16 protein-coding genes are annotated in these 18,837 nt (G+C 48.6%); 13 read left to right on the forward strand and 3 right to left on the reverse strand.

The window, feature by feature from the left end; genetic code table 11:
• Nucleotides 1-204: 204 nt before the first annotated feature.
• The gene (locus tag JFN88_RS03440) at nucleotides 205-1,251 is read right to left on the reverse strand and encodes a bifunctional 3-deoxy-7-phosphoheptulonate synthase/chorismate mutase (protein ID WP_379165883.1); all 1,047 of its coding nucleotides are present in this window, start codon (nucleotides 1,249-1,251) and stop codon (nucleotides 205-207) included.
• Nucleotides 1,252-1,955: 704 nt separating this feature from the next.
• On the opposite strand from JFN88_RS03440, the gene JFN88_RS03445 reads away from it, so the two are divergent.
• From JFN88_RS03445 to JFN88_RS03465, 5 genes are all read left to right on the forward strand, one after another.
• Nucleotides 1,956-2,366, forward strand: coding sequence for a hypothetical protein (locus tag JFN88_RS03445; protein ID WP_199017900.1), 411 nt, complete (start codon nucleotides 1,956-1,958; stop codon nucleotides 2,364-2,366).
• A 65-nt stretch (nucleotides 2,367-2,431) separates the two neighbouring features.
• Entirely contained in the window at nucleotides 2,432-3,112 is a 681-nt protein-coding gene (locus JFN88_RS03450; RefSeq protein WP_199017901.1) for a response regulator transcription factor, read from the forward strand.
• Nucleotides 3,109-4,251: a sensor histidine kinase gene (locus JFN88_RS03455; RefSeq protein ID WP_199017902.1), complete on the forward strand. Its 1,143-nt coding sequence runs from the start codon at nucleotides 3,109-3,111 to the stop codon at nucleotides 4,249-4,251. Before JFN88_RS03450 ends, JFN88_RS03455 begins: the two co-directional genes overlap by 4 nt.
• A gap of 173 nt (nucleotides 4,252-4,424) precedes the next feature.
• Complete coding sequence (locus JFN88_RS03460; protein ID WP_199017903.1) at nucleotides 4,425-5,252, forward strand: aldo/keto reductase; 828 nt, start codon at nucleotides 4,425-4,427, stop codon at nucleotides 5,250-5,252.
• A 54-nt stretch (nucleotides 5,253-5,306) separates the two neighbouring features.
• On the forward strand, nucleotides 5,307-6,155 hold the full coding sequence (locus JFN88_RS03465; RefSeq protein WP_199017904.1) for an SDR family oxidoreductase: 849 nt from the start codon (nucleotides 5,307-5,309) through the stop codon (nucleotides 6,153-6,155).
• A 99-nt stretch (nucleotides 6,156-6,254) separates the two neighbouring features.
• Here JFN88_RS03465 and JFN88_RS03470 read toward each other — a convergent pair whose 3' ends face one another.
• Together JFN88_RS03470 and JFN88_RS03475 are read right to left on the reverse strand one after the other, a co-directional pair.
• The gene (locus JFN88_RS03470) at nucleotides 6,255-6,572 is read right to left on the reverse strand and encodes an antibiotic biosynthesis monooxygenase family protein (protein WP_199017905.1); all 318 of its coding nucleotides are present in this window, start codon (nucleotides 6,570-6,572) and stop codon (nucleotides 6,255-6,257) included.
• A gap of 117 nt (nucleotides 6,573-6,689) precedes the next feature.
• The gene (locus JFN88_RS03475) at nucleotides 6,690-7,580 is read right to left on the reverse strand and encodes an AraC family transcriptional regulator (protein ID WP_199017906.1); all 891 of its coding nucleotides are present in this window, start codon (nucleotides 7,578-7,580) and stop codon (nucleotides 6,690-6,692) included.
• Nucleotides 7,581-7,795: 215 nt separating this feature from the next.
• Between JFN88_RS03475 and JFN88_RS03480 the strand changes: the two genes are divergently transcribed.
• The 8 genes from JFN88_RS03480 (at nucleotide 7,796) to JFN88_RS03515 (ending at nucleotide 18,787) form a co-directional block, all read left to right on the forward strand.
• Nucleotides 7,796-8,515, forward strand: coding sequence for a 3-ketoacyl-ACP reductase (locus JFN88_RS03480; protein ID WP_199017907.1), 720 nt, complete (start codon nucleotides 7,796-7,798; stop codon nucleotides 8,513-8,515).
• A gap of 204 nt (nucleotides 8,516-8,719) precedes the next feature.
• On the forward strand, nucleotides 8,720-8,863 hold the full coding sequence (locus JFN88_RS03485) for a hypothetical protein (RefSeq protein WP_199017908.1): 144 nt from the start codon (nucleotides 8,720-8,722) through the stop codon (nucleotides 8,861-8,863).
• A gap of 433 nt (nucleotides 8,864-9,296) precedes the next feature.
• Nucleotides 9,297-11,072: a sensor histidine kinase gene (locus tag JFN88_RS03490; protein WP_332908429.1), complete on the forward strand. Its 1,776-nt coding sequence runs from the start codon at nucleotides 9,297-9,299 to the stop codon at nucleotides 11,070-11,072.
• 16 nt (nucleotides 11,073-11,088) lie between these two features.
• A complete protein-coding gene (locus JFN88_RS03495; protein ID WP_199017910.1) occupies nucleotides 11,089-12,423 on the forward strand; it encodes a response regulator transcription factor in 1,335 nt (444 codons plus the stop codon).
• 180 nt (nucleotides 12,424-12,603) lie between these two features.
• Nucleotides 12,604-13,527 (forward strand): carbohydrate ABC transporter permease, encoded by a 924-nt coding sequence (locus tag JFN88_RS03500; protein ID WP_199017911.1) that lies wholly within the window; start codon nucleotides 12,604-12,606, stop codon nucleotides 13,525-13,527.
• 2 nt (nucleotides 13,528-13,529) lie between these two features.
• On the forward strand, nucleotides 13,530-14,405 hold the full coding sequence (locus tag JFN88_RS03505; protein WP_199017912.1) for a carbohydrate ABC transporter permease: 876 nt from the start codon (nucleotides 13,530-13,532) through the stop codon (nucleotides 14,403-14,405).
• Nucleotides 14,406-14,523: 118 nt separating this feature from the next.
• On the forward strand, nucleotides 14,524-15,963 hold the full coding sequence (locus tag JFN88_RS03510) for an ABC transporter substrate-binding protein (RefSeq protein ID WP_199017913.1): 1,440 nt from the start codon (nucleotides 14,524-14,526) through the stop codon (nucleotides 15,961-15,963).
• 391 nt (nucleotides 15,964-16,354) lie between these two features.
• Nucleotides 16,355-18,787, forward strand: coding sequence for a glycoside hydrolase family 31 protein (locus JFN88_RS03515; RefSeq protein ID WP_199017914.1), 2,433 nt, complete (start codon nucleotides 16,355-16,357; stop codon nucleotides 18,785-18,787).
• Nucleotides 18,788-18,837: the final 50 nt, after the last annotated feature.

Below are 18,837 nucleotides of genomic sequence, written 5' to 3' on the forward strand. Positions count from 1 at the left end.
TATAGGTATCGAGTTGCGAACTAGGCAATACTTTACCCAAATTCTACTGCATGGGGAAGTCACTGTGTCTGCTGAAATACGATCGGTGGATTGGGAAGCCGGATCGGAAGTTAGCTAACGCTGAGCCTGATCCGGCTATTTCATATAAACCTCCTTCCGCAAAAGATGGGATGTTCCACCCTCCAGAATCCTTCGTCCTGTCCCCTACAACAACCCGGATCGCTTCACTTCCGCGTAGAAGCGCCCGAATGCTTCAAAATCCAGCTGCTGGGCGGCGTCGGAGAGGGCAGCTGCAGGATTCGGATGCACTTCTACCATGACGCCGTCTGCTCCCGCGGCAAGCGCTGCCTTGGCACATGGAGCCATAATTTCCTTGCGTCCTGTAGAATGTGTCACATCAACCAGTACAGGGAGATGGCTCTCCTGCTTGAGGATCGGTACCGCAGAAATATCAAGCGTATTGCGGGTGGCTCTCTCATAGGTACGGATGCCGCGTTCAATGAGCATCACCTGCCGGTTGCCCCGGGATACGATATATTCAGCCGCATGCAGGAATTCTTCCAGCGTTGCAGCCAGCCCACGTTTCAGCAGCACCGGCGTTTGCACTTCTCCGGCAGCTTTTAACAGCTCAAAGTTCTGCATATTTCTGGCGCCGATCTGAATCACATCGATATATTCGCCGGCGAGTTCTACATGGGCGGGATGAACAATTTCACTAATCGTCTGCATGCCGAACTCTGCCGCTACTTCCTTCAAAATTTTTAGGCCGTCAATCCCGAGCCCCTGAAACTCATAAGGAGATGTCCGCGGCTTGAATGCACCGCCGCGCAGCACGGTTACGCCTGCAGCCTTGAGGACGGCAGCTACTTGGCGAACTTGCTCATAGCTCTCAACGGCACAAGGACCAGCGACCATAACTGGCGTTCCGCCCCCAACACGAACTTCACCCAGGTCAATAATCGTGTCTTCTTGCTGATGAACACGCGAGACGAGCAGCGGCTTGCGCTCCTTGGCCTTGACTGTTTCCGTAGTGATGCCCAGCACAACCCCGAACAAATCACGTACGTACTTCTTTTCCAGTTTCTCGTCTGCAAGCCCGGCCAGTTTATCCAGCAGCTCCTGCATTTCAGAGGGCGAAAGTTTCAACTCCTGTACAATACGAACCTGCTCCTGTACAAGCTCCAGCATTTGATGGCTGACATCCCTGAGCTGACGTTCCAATACTTCCGTATGATTCTGATTCATCCTCATTCTCTCCCTTTAACGTATTTTGTGCTTTTGCAGCTTGTGATACTCCACGAACAACAAAAAACTTCCCATCCGCAAGGGACGAGAAGTCGTGGTACCACCCTAATTAGACATGAACTCGCCTGAAGTCTGTTCCAGACCGATTACATTCATCTCTCACTCTTGCCCTTTAACGCAGGGAATACGGACAGCCCTACCCTCAGTCTGTTCAGACAGACTGGTATTCAGGTGTCGGCTCTGGAGTGAAATTCAGCAGAGCATTGACTTGGGCAGCTCTCAGTCGGTGGCATGCCTTTCCTGTCAGCCTTGATTCTGCTTACTGTCTCCTTCATCGCCTGTGCAGCAGTTATGTGAAGCACAAATTGATTAGACACATTGTAGTTCATCATCAGCAGAGTAAGCAAGTGCTTTGATTAACGCGTATTTGCTTTATTGCAATAAAGAGTTGCCCGTTTCTTCGGGCAATGTTCCCAACCGTTCGATATTCGATATTACTGAACGCTGCTTTTCAAGCTTGTGTATACAGGCATTATGCTGGCATTGCTGATTCAATTGGTGTTTATATTTTTAAGTTTTGTTGTTTCGTTCCGGATTGTAGTTAATGGTATGAACAAAAACTAACGATTTCTCAACCATTGGGTTGCTATACTTTATTTACAGGTTGCCTTGCCTTTTTAAAAAATATAAAATTTAAGGGAGAAATTAGTGTGGCACTTATAAACAAGAAAAAGATTGTGGGAATGACTCTTGCAGGGGCTTTGGCTATCGGTGGCACTTCTGTATTTGCGGCGGCAGCAACCCCTTCACTGTCCGAAGTCAAAGGCGTGAATGTGAAAGAGTTGACTGGCAAAACGTCGACTCGAACAGGCATAGAAGAACCTGCATTCGGCGTTAATGAAGAGGAAAGCACGGGTCAGACAAAAGTTACAGGCAAAGGCAAAATTCTCGATGAGACGGCTAGAACAGGGATCGAACAGCCATCGCTTGGCTTTAGCGAAATCGAAGACAAAAACACGGATGAAATTCAATATATCGTTGTAAAAGATGCAAAACCTATAGGCAAAATTCCACGGTCTGTCCAGGAACAGTTGGCTGGTAAAACGACATCTGCAAAATAACTCGTTTAATAGGGGAGGTGGGCAGTCAATAGCGCTCGCCTCTTTATTAAGGGAACGGAGGAAGTATGAAGATTTTGCTTGTAGAAGATGAAGAAGAATTGTCACAGATTGTGGACCGCGGGCTTCGTAAAAGCGGCTATGCTGTCGACAAAGCGTATGACGGAGAAGAAGCGCTAAGCTACTATAGTGTTAACACATATGATGTCATTATACTCGATTTGAATTTACCTGAAATCGATGGTTTAAAAGTATTGAAATTTATCAGAGAAAAAGACAAGGAAACAAAAGTATTGATTTTATCCGCCCGCAATGCCATAGAAGATCGGGTAAAGGGGCTGGATATGGGAGCCAACGACTATTTGTCAAAACCCTTTGATTTTTTGGAATTGCAAGCAAGAATACGAAACTTGTTGCGTATGGCATATGTTCAACACGGGAATGAAATTACCTGTGACGGGCTTCATTTAAACATAGCAACGAAAATGGTTTCTTTTCAAGATGAAAAACTGCCACTCACCAAAAAGGAATATGCAATCCTGGAATATATGATGCTTCACAAGGGGCAAGTGATCAGTCCTGAACGGTTGCTAAATCACACAAGTGATAGCGATGCTGATTTCTTCCCTGATACCTTGAAGTATCACATTCATTCAATTAAAAAGAAATTAGCGGACGCTAAGTGTAATAAAGATTTGATTCGAAATGTGCGCGGCATGGGATATAAAATCGAGGAGGGGAACGAATGAAATTCGCAAGCAAAGTATCCTTAAGAATGCGCATCACATTGCTTGCAGGAGCTATTCTAATCCTTTGTTCTGTGATCTTGACTATAACAGCTTCCTATAATGCTCGATCTCAATTTGTTAAAATCAAGGAAGCTCCGGCTGTTTCACGACCATTAGGAATTATTGTTGGTCCCGGTCTAGTGCAATCAGAAATGGCTCCACGTACATCGTTAGTTCCAGCAGAAGTTACGAAAGCAAAAAGTGATTTTGATTCGACTAATATGATTATTTTGGCTATAGTGTCGATACTTGGGATGGGCATGGTGTATTTCGTTGCAGGCAGGTCATTGCGGCCTATTCATGAATTAAGCGATACGATTTCTACAATTACCGAGGATGATTTGCAAAAGCGTATTCCGGACAATCAACGAAGTGACGAAGTTGGTGCGCTTGGGCAATCATTTAACATGATGCTGGACCGGTTGGAAAAGTCGTTTTTAAGACAAAAACGATTTTCAGCCAATGTTGCCCATGAGCTGAAAACACCATTAGCAACCATTAATGCAGGCATACAGGTACTCCATATGGAGGAAAGCCCAACCGTAACGGATTATAAAGAAACGCTTGCCACGACAGAGCGAAACGTGAAAAGACTAATGGCAGTTGTAGATGACCTGTTGAATCTGTATGACGAGCAGGAGGGATTCGAAACGACGCCGATCCACCTGCAGGATATGTTTACATCCATTCTCAGCGAACTCCGCCCGCAACTTGAAGGGAAGCAGATTGAGACTGAAATTGATTGCAAACTTCGTCATGTGAGAGGTAATCAAGTCTTGCTTTATAGAACATTCTTCAATCTGATGGAAAATGCAACGAAATATAATAAAGATAAAGGTACAATCCGGGTTGAAACCAAAGTGGCAAATGGAGTAGGACAGATCATAATATCGGATACTGGAAATGGCATACCATCCGATGAATTGCAGCAGATTTTTGAACCGTTTTACCGTGTAAATAAATCGCGCAATCGCAAGACGGGTGGTGTAGGGCTAGGTTTATCGCTTGTAAAAACAATCATTGAGAAACATGGGTGGAAAATCTCAGTTGACAGTATAGCGGGGCTGGGATCGGCTTTTACGATAACTTTTAAGGCATGAGCAATTAATAATGATAAATAATATTCTGAAGTAATGGCGCCTCCACGAACATGCAACGAGTGCAGCAACGCAGCTAGCTTGAATCCGCTGTCCCGGATATGCTTAAATAGAAGAAAGCAGGAAAACTTTATGATAAGATTCACGCTGCGATTCTATATTTTGGGAGGTGCACGATGTCTCAGTCTTTAAAAGACAGCACTGTACTAAGCAATGGCGTCAAAATGCCTTGGCTGGGTCTTGGCGTATGGCGCGTAAAAGAAGGTCAAGAGATAGAGGATTCGGTTAAGCATGCGATCTCTACCGGATACGTCAGCATTGATACGGCGGCCATTTATGGCAATGAGGAGGGCGTAGGCCGGGCCATTCACAATTCAGGCGCTGCAAGAGACAAGTTGTTCGTCACAACAAAGGTGTGGAACGCTGACCAGGGCTATGACACGACGCTAAAGGCTTTCGAAGAGAGTCGCCGCAAACTCGGACTTGACTATCTGGATCTGTACCTCATTCACTGGCCTGTAAAAGGCAAGTACAAGGACACCTGGCGCGCGCTCGAGAAGCTGTACAAGGACGGACTGGTGCGCTCGATCGGCGTGAGCAACTTCCATGTTCACCATCTGGAAGATCTTCTGGATGGCAGCGACGTAAAACCGATGGTCAATCAGGTGGAATATCATCCGCTGCTGACTCAGAAGCCTCTTCTGGCGTTCTGCAAGGATCATAACATTCAACTGGAAGCCTGGAGTCCGCTGATGCAGGGTAATCTTGATCTGCCGCTGCTTGCTGAGCTAAGCGAAAAGTACAAGAAGTCGCCTGCTCAAATTGTAATTCGCTGGGATATTCAGCATGGTGTTGTGACCATACCGAAATCGGTAACCGCTCATCGTATTGAAGAGAATGCGAATGTCTTTGACTTTATCCTGTCGCAGGAAGACATGGATCGTCTGGACGGGCTCAATCAGGATAAGCGTTTTGGTCCTGATCCAGACCATATTAATTTTTAAGTCAAGCGTGCTTCAGTCGTATGAATTGGGAAAGTATTCGGATGGGGTGAGCGGATGAAACGGAAGACAGCTATTGTAACTGGCGCCAGTGCAGGAATGGGCCTGGAGACCGCGATTGGACTTGCAAAGGAAGGCCTGCATGTTATTATGCTCTGCCGAAATGAAGCGCGTGGCCAACAGGCGCTGGAGAAAGTTCGTGCAGCCAGCGGTAGCGATGCGCTTGAGCTGGCGCTGTGTGATTTGGGCTCGCTGGCAAGCATACGCAGCTTTGCGGCTGAATTTGTGGCGCGCAATGAACCGCTCGATGTATTGGTGAATAATGCGGGTGTCGTCAGTATAAAGCGGGAGCTGACGTCCGACGGCTTCGAATCGATGATGGGTGTCAATCACCTGGGGCATTTCCTCCTGACTCTGCTTCTGCTTGAGCCGCTCAAGCGGGCAGAGCAAGGGAGGATTGTTGTCGTAGCATCGGGGGCTTATAAGATAGGACGCATTCATTTCCATGATCCGCATCTAAGCAAGGGCTTTAATGCTGCGAAAGGCTATCCCCAGTCCAAATTGGCGAATATTTTATTTACCCGGGCGCTTGCCAAACGACTGAAAGGCACTTCTGTCACGGTGAACAGTCTGCATCCGGGAGCCGTCTCGACGAGTATCGGAGTCAGCCGCGATACTGGCTTCGGACAAAGTTTTCATAAGCTGTTGAAGCCGTTCTTTCTGACAGTGGAAGAAGGCTCACAGACAGCTATTTACTTGTCAGTAAGCCCCGAGGTGAAGGGGACGACCGGGGAATACTTCTATAAGAAACGCGTCCAGAAACTTAGCGCCAGGGCCGCCGACGATGAATCTGCGGAGCGGCTATGGACCTGGAGTCTGAAAGAGACGGAACTGGACGAGGACTGATACCGTTATACGGAAGCAACTATAAATGAAAAAGGAGCCTGCATCTTGCCTTGCGCTGAATGCAGGCTCCTTTTTCACACTTTCGCTAGCAGCATTAGCTCATGGCAGGGGAGAGGTGTCGTTTACTGGGCGGATGCGAATGTAATGCTCTTCCAGCGGCGGCTCCTCAAAGTAAGGCTCCAGCATCGCCTTCCATTCCTCATAGAGGGGGGATGTCTTGAAGCCGACCGAATGGGCCTTGATCGATTCCCATTGCACGATCAGAAGATACTTGTCCCGCACTTCCACACATTTTTGCAGATCATGGCTGATATAGCCTCTGGTGCTTGCTATGAGCCGGGCGGCTTTGCGAAACTGGCTTTCAAAATCACTGCTCTTGCCGGGCTGAACAATCAATATGGCGACTTCAAGAATCACGGGCTCATCCCCCTTTAGCGTGAAATTAAAATGGGCGGCATGGCATCTTGTCTATGTTTATGATCAGAGCACGGCGGATATCCATCATCCAGGCATATCGGACGAAGAGACAGTCAGCTATCCTTTTTGGATGCTGCGGTAGCGGGTAGGAGAGCAGCCTGTCATTTTCTTGAACAGCCGTGAGAAGTAATACGGATCGAAGAGGCCGACAGCGGCGGCAATCTCTTTGACGCTTAGGTTGGTTGTGTCCAGAAGTTGTGAGGCGCGCTGCATTTTCATACGCAAAAAATAGTCAATCGGCGGGAAGCCGGCCTCTTTGTTGAATAGATAAGTCAGATAGGGCTTGGACAACCCGAGATGGCTGGCCAAATCCGCAAGTGTGATGGTCTCTGCCAGACGCTCTGTCATATACCGGACGGCCTCGGCAAAATAGCTCTCCCGCTTCTGATCACTCTGTGAATGGGAGGACTCAAGGCCTGCACAGCTGATGAGCGCGCGCATCAGCTGTGACACATGAATATGCATAAGCCGGGAGTATGTTTTGCCTGCCAGCAGCCCATAGCATTGATCGAACAGTTCAATAACCCGGGTGTAGGTACTGATTGGGAGTTGAAGCGCTCCGTCGTCAAGGTTATAAGCGCCTATCAGCTCTCGTGCATCGCTGCCCTGGAGATGGAACCAGTAGATGCTCCAGGGCTTACGCTCCGAAGCTCCGTAGCGGTGGGATTTCCCGGCGGGAATAACATAAAGCTGCCGCGCCATAAGTTGTATAGGCCTGCCGCCTTCAATCTCGATCCAACCCTCGCCGTCCGCACAAAGAATGAAGATATGCGCCTCACATCCCTCCTTGCGTTCCCTGTGATGATACTTTGCCTGTGAAAAATAACCGATGTCCTGCACATAAAGGGTCCGGGTCAATGCGTGATCCTCCAATTCTTTGGCCATATAATCAGGCAGCACAAACAACCTGTCCTTCTTGAACTGTTCCTGTTTTTGAATGGATTCCATTAGCTTGCTCCTCTCTCAAGATAGGAAAGACAGGAATATAATCCATCATCAGGTATGTTTCGTCAATTGGCAGTCCAGGCTTGCGCCGGCAAAGCAGAACTGCTTGCATCTGGCGGTTTATTTGAAAGCAGCGTCTCCGATCATTTACAATAAAAGAACGGCTATAGATAGACAGGCACAATGCCAAAAACATACATTACGAGGAGTGAGAGGACATGGAATTAAAGAACAAAACCGCGATTATTACCGGAGCAGGCAAAGGTATCGGCAAGGCGGCGGCTGAGGCGCTGGCAAGGGAGGGCGTTGACCTCGGTCTGGTCTCCAGAAGCAGTGCCGATCTGGAGGCGCTCCAGTACAATCTGTCCCGAGACTGGGGCGTAAAGGTGCATATCGTCTCTGCCGATATCTCAAGCAAGGAGGAAGTGGACAAGGCTGTTGCCATACTGGCAGGAGAGCTTGGTTCCATCGATATTCTGATCAATAATGCAGGGATTGGCCAATTCGGCACACTGTTGGAGATGGATTCGCTTGAGTGGGAGCGCATTATTCAGACGAATCTGATGGGAACCTACTATGTGACGCGCGCAGCGCTCCCGATTATGATTGAGCAGAACAGCGGCAGCATTATTAATATTGCCTCCACAGCAGGGGAGCGCGGCTTCGCGACCGGATCGGCCTATTGTGCGTCCAAGTTCGCCGTGATCGGGCTGACAGAATCGCTGATGCAGGAAGTGCGCAAGTTCAATATACGTGTAACGGCGCTGACGCCAAGCACAGTAAACACGCCGCTCGCAGTGGGCGCAGGATTGAAAATCGGAGATGAGGACCGGATGATGCAGCCAGAGGATGTAGCCGATCTGATACTGGCCGCGCTCAAGCTGCCGCAGCGGGTCTTCATCAAGACAGCCGGTATCTGGACAACCAATCCGCAATAAGGCGATACCTGTTCTACCAGGTCTTACAGCAGAACAACGAGCATGGTCAGGTGCGATTTGCCGAACTTTTTTACAACATAAAAAATCAACAAATCATGCTATAAATAGCATTTGATTAATTTTCAGAAAATTCTTATAATATTCTCATTAACCCGTCTTCAATGCCTTGACATTCCGGTATCCTAATGAAAGGAGGGGAGAACGATGACCAAGCAAATCAGTGAAACCTGGAATAATTGGAAAGCCTTTTTGACTGGAATAGGATTTGGCGTTTTCGGAATTGTGGTGCTCCCATATTTGATTTACAAAGCAGTGAAAGATTTTACCGATACCGGCTTCTTCCTGTAGCCCGATTGCAATTGCCATAATTGTTCAACTTGTATGCCATTCACGATATACGCAAGATGAAAATGCAGCTATTCTCTTCCAAGCCTGTTTGACAAACAAACGCCAGGGAGGAGAATAGTTGCATTTTAGTTGTACCAAGTTTTTGCGCGCCTCTCATCGAAAACAACCAAAAGTTGTGTAAAATGGTGTCGAACGGTTGATTTATAAGAAATAGAGAGTTACAATTCTGATTGAAAATAGAGATTGTATGGATAGCTTTTGGCAGCAAAGCTGTCCATTTTTACGATAATGATGTGCAGGCTTACGCAAAAGCATAAGAATACGCCTGGTGAACGTAGAAGTAACTATCTTGAATGCCATTTAATGATAGTATAGTTATAGTTACTAAAGTTGGGGGGACGATGGGCCTATGCGTGGAAGGATGAGGAATCCGTTGACCAAGCTTAACATCAAGCAGCAGCTCATTCTGATCTTTCTAGCGATGGCGTTCCCGGTATTTCTACTGCATTGGTACAGCAACGGGAAAGCAGAGCAAATTATGAAACGAAATGTAACCAATGTTTATGTCGAGCTGAATAAACAAAATCAAACGTTGATCGGACGCGATATTGATACCGTGCATCGAATCATGACTACCATTATTCAAAATCCGGTTACGCAGCAGATGAAATACCAGGAAAACTCTGTTTACAAGCGAGTGCGCAAATATACGGCCCTCGATGCGATGCTGTCTGCCTATTCAACAGGGGAATCAGATGGTCAGGCCATCAACTATTCCTTGTATGTCTATGATCCGGACCGTGCCTATTTTTTTGCGCCCCAAATACCATTTAATCAGTCCGGGGTTTATTTTTTTTCCGACAATACGAGGCCGGAGTGGTTTGATGAAGCGCTGAAAATAAAGGGCCGGGGCTATCTGAAGGTTATCGACCAGCAGACGCTGATAGGTCCCCAAAAGACGCTTGCCTACATAAGAGCTGTTAATACGATTGCGGATGGAAAGGACGTTATCGGAGTTTTGGTCGCCACCAATATGAATGAGAAGATAGCTTCCACATTCGAAAGCGTCTCGCTCCCGGACGGAGAGATTTATTATACGGATGCCGAACATACCGTACTTACCTCCAACACGATGAAAATCGGCTCCAAGCTGGAACTGCCTGATTTCAAATGGGAGGAAGGCTCTGGCGTGGATACGATAGGCTATGTAGCTGCAGACTTTATTTATGTGATGAATTACAGCCGACCCCAGCAACAGTTGATTTATAAAATCCCGGTAAAAGCGCTGCTGCAGCAGCAAAATGAGCTCAAGCGCATTATTCAGCTGATCACTGTCATGTATGCCGTTTCTGCTTTTGTGCTGCTAATGTACTTCTGGCGGTCGCTGCTTACGCCGTTGCAAAAGCTGGCGATGTTTGTCCGCTCCTATGTGCCCGGCAAGATTGTGCCGCAGACCCCGGGCAAGGGAAGGAGCGACGAGGTCGGTGTTTTGATCGCATCCGTATACGATATGGCCGGTCGCTTGAACAGTCTGATCCGCGACCAGTATCAGCAGGAGATCAAGCAGAAGGAAGCGCAGCTGCAAATCCTGTATGCCCAGATTAATCCGCATCTGCTGTACAATACGTTGGAGAGCATTTACTGGAAGAGCGCGCTGGAGGGTAAAACGGAGTCAGCCGAGATGATCAAGGAGCTGTCGAAGCTCATGCGGATCAGCTTAAGCAAAGGCCGTGAGCTGATTACGTTTGGCGAGGAACTGGAACATGCGGGCGCTTATGTCCGGCTGCAGCAGAAGCGCTATGAATACAGTTTTCAGTTGGAATGGAAGGTTGATGAAGCTGTCAAGCAGTGCCTGATTCCGAAAATTACGCTGCAGCCGCTTATTGAGAACGCAATTATTCATGGTGTGCGCCATATGGATGAAGATGGGAAAATTATTGTATCAGCTTCCATCATCGATCAGCGCTTTTGTGTAACCGTAGAGGATAACGGCTACAAAGAAGTCGATTATGAAAGGATCAGGCGGACGCTGGAGCAAGAGGGCCCTACAAAGTCCGGTTATGGCATTCGCAATATTCATCAGCGGCTGCGGCTGCATTTTGGCCGGCAGTACGGGCTGGGCTACAGGGAGGGCGAGCATGGAGGAACGGTCGTTACCGTCATGATGCCGGTTGTGCGGCCAGAGGAACCGGAACTGATCCGGGAATAACAAGGGGGAAAATAAGGTGTACAGCATATTGGTAGTAGATGACGAACCGTTGATCGTCAAAGGGCTTACCTCGCTGCTGCAAACTTCGGGGCTCGCAATCGAGCATATTTACAATGCGCATAGCGGCTATGAGGCGCTGGATTATTTGCGGATGGAGGAAATCGACCTGCTCATCACGGATATCCAGATGGATGCCATGACGGGCATTGAACTGATGCATCAGGCCCGTCTTATTAAGCCGTGGGTGCAGACCATTGTAATTTCCGCTCATGAGACGTTCCAGTATGCCCAGATGGCGATGCGCCTTGGGGCCAAGGATTATTTGATTAAACCGCTCAACAGCGAGCAATTCCTGGATTCGGTGCGAAATGTGCTGCTTAAGCTGGAGCGCAAGGATGAGGGGGTGCTGCAGCCGGGTGAGGCGGAGCTTCGGGAGAGCTTTAGAATGGAGCAGCCGGTGGCGGATAAAACCTCCTTGCTTAATAAATTGTTCGGTCCGGCCGGGGAAGCGGCAGATGCGATAAGGCAGCTCCGGGAACGATATGGGGTTCAGCTTGAAGGGTCGTATTTTTCTGTGCTGCGTCTGCAGCTTGGCAAGCGCAAGGCGTCAGGATTAATGCCTTTGACGTCCAAGGACGAGGAACTGCTGCAGTATGCAGCGCTTAACATTGTGAAGGAGTTGGTCGGCCAGGAGTGGAGCCATATTGCCTTCTACTCTCCGAATCAGGAGCTAAGCATTTTGCTTCAATGGAATGAAGTGGCTTATGCGGATATGAACGTGAACAAGATTAATCTGCTTGATATGATCGGCCGCGGGCTTCATTTCAATATTTATAAATTTCTCGGCATTGCCTGCGTGGTCGGGATCAGCCAGATTTTGCGTGGTACTGAATTTCTGGGCGAGCTATACAATCAGGCCGCCCAAGCGGCCAAGTGGCATCAGGAGCATCAGGATCACTATGTGTTTTATTACGGAGATTTCAACTGGAGCGCCTATACGCATCAGGAGCCGACACGGGAGGAACTTCATGATCAGACGAATTTGATCGTCGAGCGGGCCAAGGCGTATATTGATGAGAATTTTACCCAGAAGGGTCTGACCCTTCATGAAGTAGCGCAAAAAAATCACGTAAGTCCCAATTATCTCAGCTACCTGTTCAAAAAAATAACCGGCTTCAACCTGTGGGAGTATGTCATCAAGCTTAGAATGGAGCTCAGCAAGTCCCTGATTACAGGCACGGATTTGCGCCGATATGAAATTGCCGAGCGGGTTGGCTATGAATCACCGGAACATTTTAGTAAAATTTTCAAAAAATTCTATGGAATTAGCCCGAGTGAAATGAAGAAGTAAGAATACGTATCATCTCCATAGATTTGCACATTATCAAATTCCTCATCCCTTTCTACAATAAAGATGGACTCCAAAACAGGCATATCCGTCTCTGATTGCAGAATTTAGCTTAAAGGACAGACGTTTCTTTGCCGGAGTACAGACGATCTTGTATTAACGAAAAGGAATGAGGGAAGAGGCATGCAGAACTCCACGTTGCAAGTGCAACCGCCAAGTGAGGTGAAGAAAAGCGATTCCGGCTTGACCCGGTGGCTCCGAAAATATTTTTGGGGAATCGCGTTTCTTTTGCCCGCCGCGGTTATTTTTATTCTCTTTTTATGGATGCCGATTATAAAGGGGTTTTTCTACAGCTTTTACCAAGTGGATTTCGTTAAAGGCAATACCTATGTAGGACTCGATAATTACAAGGCGGCGCTTGAGGACCCGGTATTGTTAAAAGCGATCGGGAACACACTTTATTATGTATTCCTGGGCTTGCTGATTGGTTTTGTCGTTCCGATATTTTTTGCAATTATGATCTCAGAGCTGAGGAAGTTTCAGGGCTTTGTCCGCGTCAGCGCGTATTTGCCTAATGTCATTCCACTTGTCGTCCTGTACAGCGTGTGGAGATGGTTCTATGATTCAGTCGGACCGATTAACGGAACGCTTACCCAGGTAGGAGCTGAGAAAGTTAATTTTCTCACCGATCCGTCGTGGTCGATGATTTCCCTTGTACTCATGGAGACATGGCAGCAGTTCGGTGCAGCGATGCTGATTTATCTGGCCGCCGTACTCAGTATCCCGCGCGACTGGTACGAAGCGTCCGAAATTGACGGGGCAGGGGTGTGGCAGCGAATTTGGCATATTACGCTCCCTTCGATCCGCAATCTCATTGTTCTTATGTTTATTCTGCAGTTGATTGCTGCTTCGCAGGGCTTCCAGTCACAGCTTGCTGTATTGGACGGCGGGCCTAATAACGCGACGATGACTTATGCGCTGCTCATCGTAAAATATGCCACGACCAGGCTTAATCTAGGAGTTGCGACAGCCCTGGGCGTGATGATGTTCCTTGTGCTGGGTCTGCTATCGCTCGTACAGTACAGGCTGAACAAGGAGGTCAATTAGACATGAAGAGCCATGAGAGAGGGATTCTGTCCCGTTATGATTTTAACCGATTGAATGTCAAGCTAATCTATGGATTTATGGTCCTGATCACTGTCGTTATGGTAATCACGATGCTGTACCCGATCTTTTCAACGCTGTTTAATGCGGTCAAGTCCAATCAGGAGGTCAACTCCTTTCCACCGCACTTCCTTCCGCAAGGGTCCTGGCATTGGGAGAATTTCACGAAGGGCTGGAATTATATCCCGCTGCCTACCTTTTTGAAGAACACGTTGCTAATCTTTGTTGGCAACATGGTAGCGACTGTCGTCGTAACCGGAATGGCAGCCTATTCCCTGTCCAGACTGAGACTGCCGAAGAAGCAACTGATCAGCTTCTTCTTCATGATGACGCTGTTCATTCCGCCGACAACCTACCTGATTCCGAACTTCTTGAACTTGCAGGATTTGGGTTTGCTGAATTCGTACTGGGCCTTCTGGCTTCCGGCTGGAGCGAATGCTTACTATCTGCTGCTGCTGAAGAGCTTCTTTGACAGTTTGCATTCCGAGCTGTTCGAGGCCGGACGAATCGATGGCGCGTCCGAGTTGCGGTGTTTCCTGCAAATTGCGATTCCATTGTCTATTCCAATCTTTTCAACACTGGCGATTTTCGTGTTTTCCACAGCATGGAATGAATGGTTCTGGCCATCGATGGTCATGCATAGCGACAAGATGTACCCGCTTGCTACAGCCATCTACAAGTATATCGTGAATGCGCGCATGCTTGATCTGAATATTCGGTTCTCCATTCTGACCATGATCATGCTTCCGCCAATTGTTGTGTTCCTGTTGTTCCAGCGGTTTATCATTGGAGGTTTGCATTTGGGCGGGGTTAAAGGATGATCCTTTCTTCCCCGTAAAACTGCACATGATCGGAATAAGAATAGACATCGCCGTATGAATGCGCCTCCATTATGCTAAAGATGCAACGAAAAAATGAATCAGAGAAGGGGAGTTCCGAATGCGTAAGCTATCTATGATGATGTTGTGTCTGGCTTTGTTCAGTTCTCTGCTCGCCGCCTGCGGTTCGAGCGGTACAAGTGAAAAGCAGCCGGCAAACAACGGTGGTCAAAAAAACAATGGTACAGTTACTGAAGGTACCGATACACCTAAAGAAAATGATAAGAAAGTAACCATTAGCATCTACTATCCGTTGCCGGATCAGGTAGAGAGACGCAAGCTGGAAGATGACAAGATCAGACGTTTCCAGGAGAAATATCCGAACGTAACGATTGAGAAAAGCGACTGGCATTACAATGTAAATGAAATTGGAATTAAAATGGCTGCCAACGAGGCGCCAACCTTCTTCAATACTTTTGCGACTGAAGCCAAATTCCTCGTTGAAAGAGGCTGGGCGGCTGACATCACCGAGCTGTGGAACAACTATGCGCATAAAGACGAAATCAACCCGATTTTGCAAGGCCAGTTCAATATAGACGGCAAAGTATTCGGGGTTACGCAAAACGGTTATGTAACAAGCACTGTTGTGAACAAAAAGATGCTGGAAGATAAAAATGTGCCGGTTCCATCCTATGACTGGACCTGGGATGATTTGCTGGCAACAGCCCAAGCTGTAGCTGATCCGAAGAAAGGAGTTTCCGGAATTGCACCGATGGGCAAAGAAAACGCAGCAGGCTGGAACTGGACGAATTTCCTGTTCGAAGCTGGCGGGGAAATCCAGACTATTGAAGGCGGCAAAGTAAAAGCAGCGTTCAATTCCGAGGCCGGTCTGAAAGCGCTGGAGTTCTATCACAAGCTGCGTTGGGAAGCCAATGCCATTCCGCAAGACTGGGCGCTCAACTGGGGCGACGCTGTAGGTGCGCTGGCTCAAGGACGTACGGCAATGGTTATCGCTGGCGCGGAAGGACCGCTGGACGCAGCAATGAACCAGGGTGGCATAAAGCCTGAAGACCTGCTGACATTCCCGATGCCTGCTTATGAGAAGGGCGGCAAGCACTATGGTATCCTGGGCGGCGACTATCTGGTCATCAACCCGAATGCTTCCAAAGATGAACAGGAAGCGGCATTCAACTACATTACATTTGACTACTTCTCCGATGCTTGGCTGGAGTCTGTAGACCGTGATATTCAAGCTCGCAAGACAGAAGGCAAATACTTCATCCCGTCTCAAATGTATTACTTCAAGAGCGATTCCGAGTACGGCAAAAAAGCTCAAGCCATCTTCGACAAGTACGATAATGTTTACAAGTACAATGCAGAGTCCAACAAATTGCTGGACGGTAAGCCTGAGGCGCAATACAATACACAAGACTACTATGGCGCAATGACCAACGTCATTCAAGAAGTCTTCTCCAAGAAGGATACGGACCTCAAGCAGAAGCTGCAGGAAGCGGCAGATACTGTTCAAAAGAACTTCTTTGATAAAATCGCAGCTGAGTAATACGCTGCCTGAATGAGCACATTCCAAACGGCGCGGCGGGATGATTCCCGCTGCGCCGTTTTATGTATCTTTCGCGCCGTGAATTCACAATTCACCTAAGTTTGAAGGTCAGCGCTAAAGATTGTTAAGAGAGGGGAGCGGAGACCTATCTCTCTTTTTCTTTTCAGGGACAAGAGTGAATGTGAATTCATTTTTGATTGGTTATTTGAAAAAGGATATAAGGTCGAGATCTTTGCTGTTAAGAGACTGCTTTTTGCTAATGTGGAGGTGCAATTCTTTCGTCTTCAGTCAAGCTCTTAAATTTGCACATCATTATCGTAAGGATGCGAATCTTGCTGCCGGATTGTTCATGTTAGAATGACCCTATGCTATCAATAATGAGGTGATGTGATTGATTACAAGTGAAGCGATTCATCCGGGCAAGAGTGGCGCGGAGGGAGCACAAACAGCGATAACACGAGTCGGAGCCGTCAGCAAGGCGACCCGCGAGACGGGGACGGGAGCTGTCCTGTTCCATGGGGAACATGCCAAGGTTGGCTTGCGGGCTGTGAATGATCAGATAATTCGAATCAAGCTGTTCGTCGGGGATCGTCTGGACTGGACGTCGACGCCCGCTATTCTCGCGCAGGAGAACGGTGAGCCGGTTGCTGTGGAATTGAGCGAGCAGGAGGGACTTTACAGCGTGTCCTTCGGTAGACTTCGGGCTGAAGTTGCGACAGCTCCTTTTGCTCTGAAAATATATGATGCACAGGACAGACTTCTGCTCGATCAGCAGGACTTGCTTTGGAATCAGGATGGCAAAGCTGCTTTTGCAGCGGCGCTGGATGCGCAGTCGCATTTTTACGGTCTGGGCGAGAAAACCGGCTTTCTGGACAAGAAGGGCGAGAAGTATACGATGTGGAATACGGATGTCTACGACCCGCATGTTCCCGATATCGAGGCGATCTATCAGTCTATCCCGTATCTGGTCCATTTCCGCTATGACCGACCGGCTTATGGGCTGCTGCTGGACAACCCGGGCAAGACCGTCTTCGATATGCGCTCCTATGAAGACCAATATGTGCTTACGATGGAAAGCGGGGAGTTGGACCTGTATGTGATTGCCGGTCCTTCCCTGAAAGATGTTGTGACTGGATATGCCGGACTGACCGGCAAGATGCCGATGCCGCCGAAATGGGCTATCGGCTATCAACAGTCGCGCTACAGCTACATGAATCAGGAGGAGGTTATGGAGCTTGCCCGCTCATTCCGCGAGCGGAATATTCCTTGTGACGTCATCTATCTGGACATTCATTACATGCACGAATACCGGGTATTTACGTGGGATACGAACCGGTTTCCAAAGCCGAAGGAAATGATCACCCAACTGCAGGAGATGGGCTTCCGAATTGTGCCAATCGTAGATCCCGGTGTGAAGAAGGACCCGAAATACAAGGTCTATCAGGAAGGAATTGCCGCAGGTCATTTCTGTTCCAAACTCGAAGGAGATGTCTTCAACGGCAAAGTGTGGCCGGGCGTAAGCGCCTTCCCGGATTTCACGGAGGACCGCACCGCAGAATGGTGGGGGGACCTGCATAAATTCTATATTGAGCACGGCATTCATGGCATCTGGAACGATATGAATGAACCGTCCGTATTCGAGACCGAGAGCAAGACGATGGAGCTGGATGTAGTCCACGGAAATAACGGCAACCCGAAAACGCATGAGGAATGGCACAACCTGTACGGTATGCTAATGTCCAAAGCTACCTTTGAAGGCTTGAAGCGCAATTTGAACGGGGAGCGTCCCTTTGTTGTGACGCGTGCCGGTTACGCCGGCATACAGCGCTATGCGGCCGTATGGACGGGAGACAACCGCAGCTATTGGGAGCATATGGCGATGAGTATCCCGATGGTGCTGAATTTGGGACTGTCCGGGGTTGCCTTTGCCGGTCCGGATATCGGAGGCTTCTCCCATCATGCTTCGGGAGAACTGCTGGCCCGCTGGACGCAGATGGGCGCATTGTTTCCGTTCTGCCGCAACCATGCTGTACTGGATTCCCGCAGACAGGAGCCGTGGGCGTTCGGGCCGGAAGTGGAAGCGATTTGCCGCGAGTATATCGGACTGCGTTACCGTCTGCTGCCATACATCTATACTTTGTTCCATCAGGCTGCGCAGTCGGGCCTTCCAATTATCCGTCCGCTTATCCTGGAATATCCGCAGGACCGTGAGGTTTATAATCTGTGTGACCAGTTCCTGCTTGGCCGTGATTTGCTCGTTGCACCGGTATACCGTCCGGGTACGTCTGCAAGAGCCGTTTATTTGCCGGAAGGGGTCTGGTACAATTATTGGACGGGAGAGCGCTATGAGGGCGGCCGCTCCATCTTGGCTGACGCTCCGCTATCCGTCATGCCGATCTATGCTAGAGAAGGAGCCATCATCCCGGAGCAGGCTCTGCGGCAGTATACAGGAGAGTCATCTTCCGAGCCGCTGCAAATCCACGTGTACGGGGACTGGGCGCCGGGCAAGTTTGAATTTTATGAGGATGACGGAAGCACCTTCGGTTATGAGCAGGGGGCGTATCGGCTAACCCGCTTGAATTGGGGACGCGGCGCCAGCGGCGCCTTGAAGCTTATCTGCATCGTTGCCCATGACGGTCTGCCGCAAGTAGAGAAGCAAGCGGTTAAGGTTCGGGTGAAACAGATATCCGAGCGTCCTTCTAAGGTGCAGGTGCAGACCGTGGGATCATTTGCTCAAGAAGTGTCATGGTCGTACGACGAGAGAGCGCAGCAATTGGACATCGAACTGTCTGAGCTGGGAGCATGTGAGGTTTCCATCCAATAAAGAGATAAAGAGATCAGGCCTGCGCACGATGGCGCAGGCCTGATCTTGTT

It is taken from the genome of Paenibacillus roseus, from assembly GCF_016424485.1.
GTDB lineage: Bacteria > Bacillota > Bacilli > Paenibacillales > Paenibacillaceae > Paenibacillus_D > Paenibacillus_D roseus.

What these genes read in the sequence shown, in the direction of transcription:
- JFN88_RS03440 (WP_379165883.1), bottom strand. Translation starts at nt 1,251, where the DNA reads ATGAGGATGAATCAGAATCATACGGAAGTATTGGAACGTCAGCTCAGG.
- JFN88_RS03510 (WP_199017913.1), top strand. Translation starts at nt 14,524, where the DNA reads ATGCGTAAGCTATCTATGATGATGTTGTGTCTGGCTTTGTTCAGTTCT.
- JFN88_RS03480 (WP_199017907.1), top strand. Translation starts at nt 7,796, where the DNA reads ATGGAATTAAAGAACAAAACCGCGATTATTACCGGAGCAGGCAAAGGT.
- JFN88_RS03475 (WP_199017906.1), bottom strand. Translation starts at nt 7,580, where the DNA reads ATGGAATCCATTCAAAAACAGGAACAGTTCAAGAAGGACAGGTTGTTT.
- JFN88_RS03455 (WP_199017902.1), top strand. Translation starts at nt 3,109, where the DNA reads ATGAAATTCGCAAGCAAAGTATCCTTAAGAATGCGCATCACATTGCTT.
- JFN88_RS03460 (WP_199017903.1), top strand. Translation starts at nt 4,425, where the DNA reads ATGTCTCAGTCTTTAAAAGACAGCACTGTACTAAGCAATGGCGTCAAA.
- JFN88_RS03485 (WP_199017908.1), top strand. Translation starts at nt 8,720, where the DNA reads ATGACCAAGCAAATCAGTGAAACCTGGAATAATTGGAAAGCCTTTTTG.
- JFN88_RS03500 (WP_199017911.1), top strand. Translation starts at nt 12,604, where the DNA reads ATGCAGAACTCCACGTTGCAAGTGCAACCGCCAAGTGAGGTGAAGAAA.
- JFN88_RS03450 (WP_199017901.1), top strand. Translation starts at nt 2,432, where the DNA reads ATGAAGATTTTGCTTGTAGAAGATGAAGAAGAATTGTCACAGATTGTG.
- JFN88_RS03505 (WP_199017912.1), top strand. Translation starts at nt 13,530, where the DNA reads ATGAAGAGCCATGAGAGAGGGATTCTGTCCCGTTATGATTTTAACCGA.
- JFN88_RS03465 (WP_199017904.1), top strand. Translation starts at nt 5,307, where the DNA reads ATGAAACGGAAGACAGCTATTGTAACTGGCGCCAGTGCAGGAATGGGC.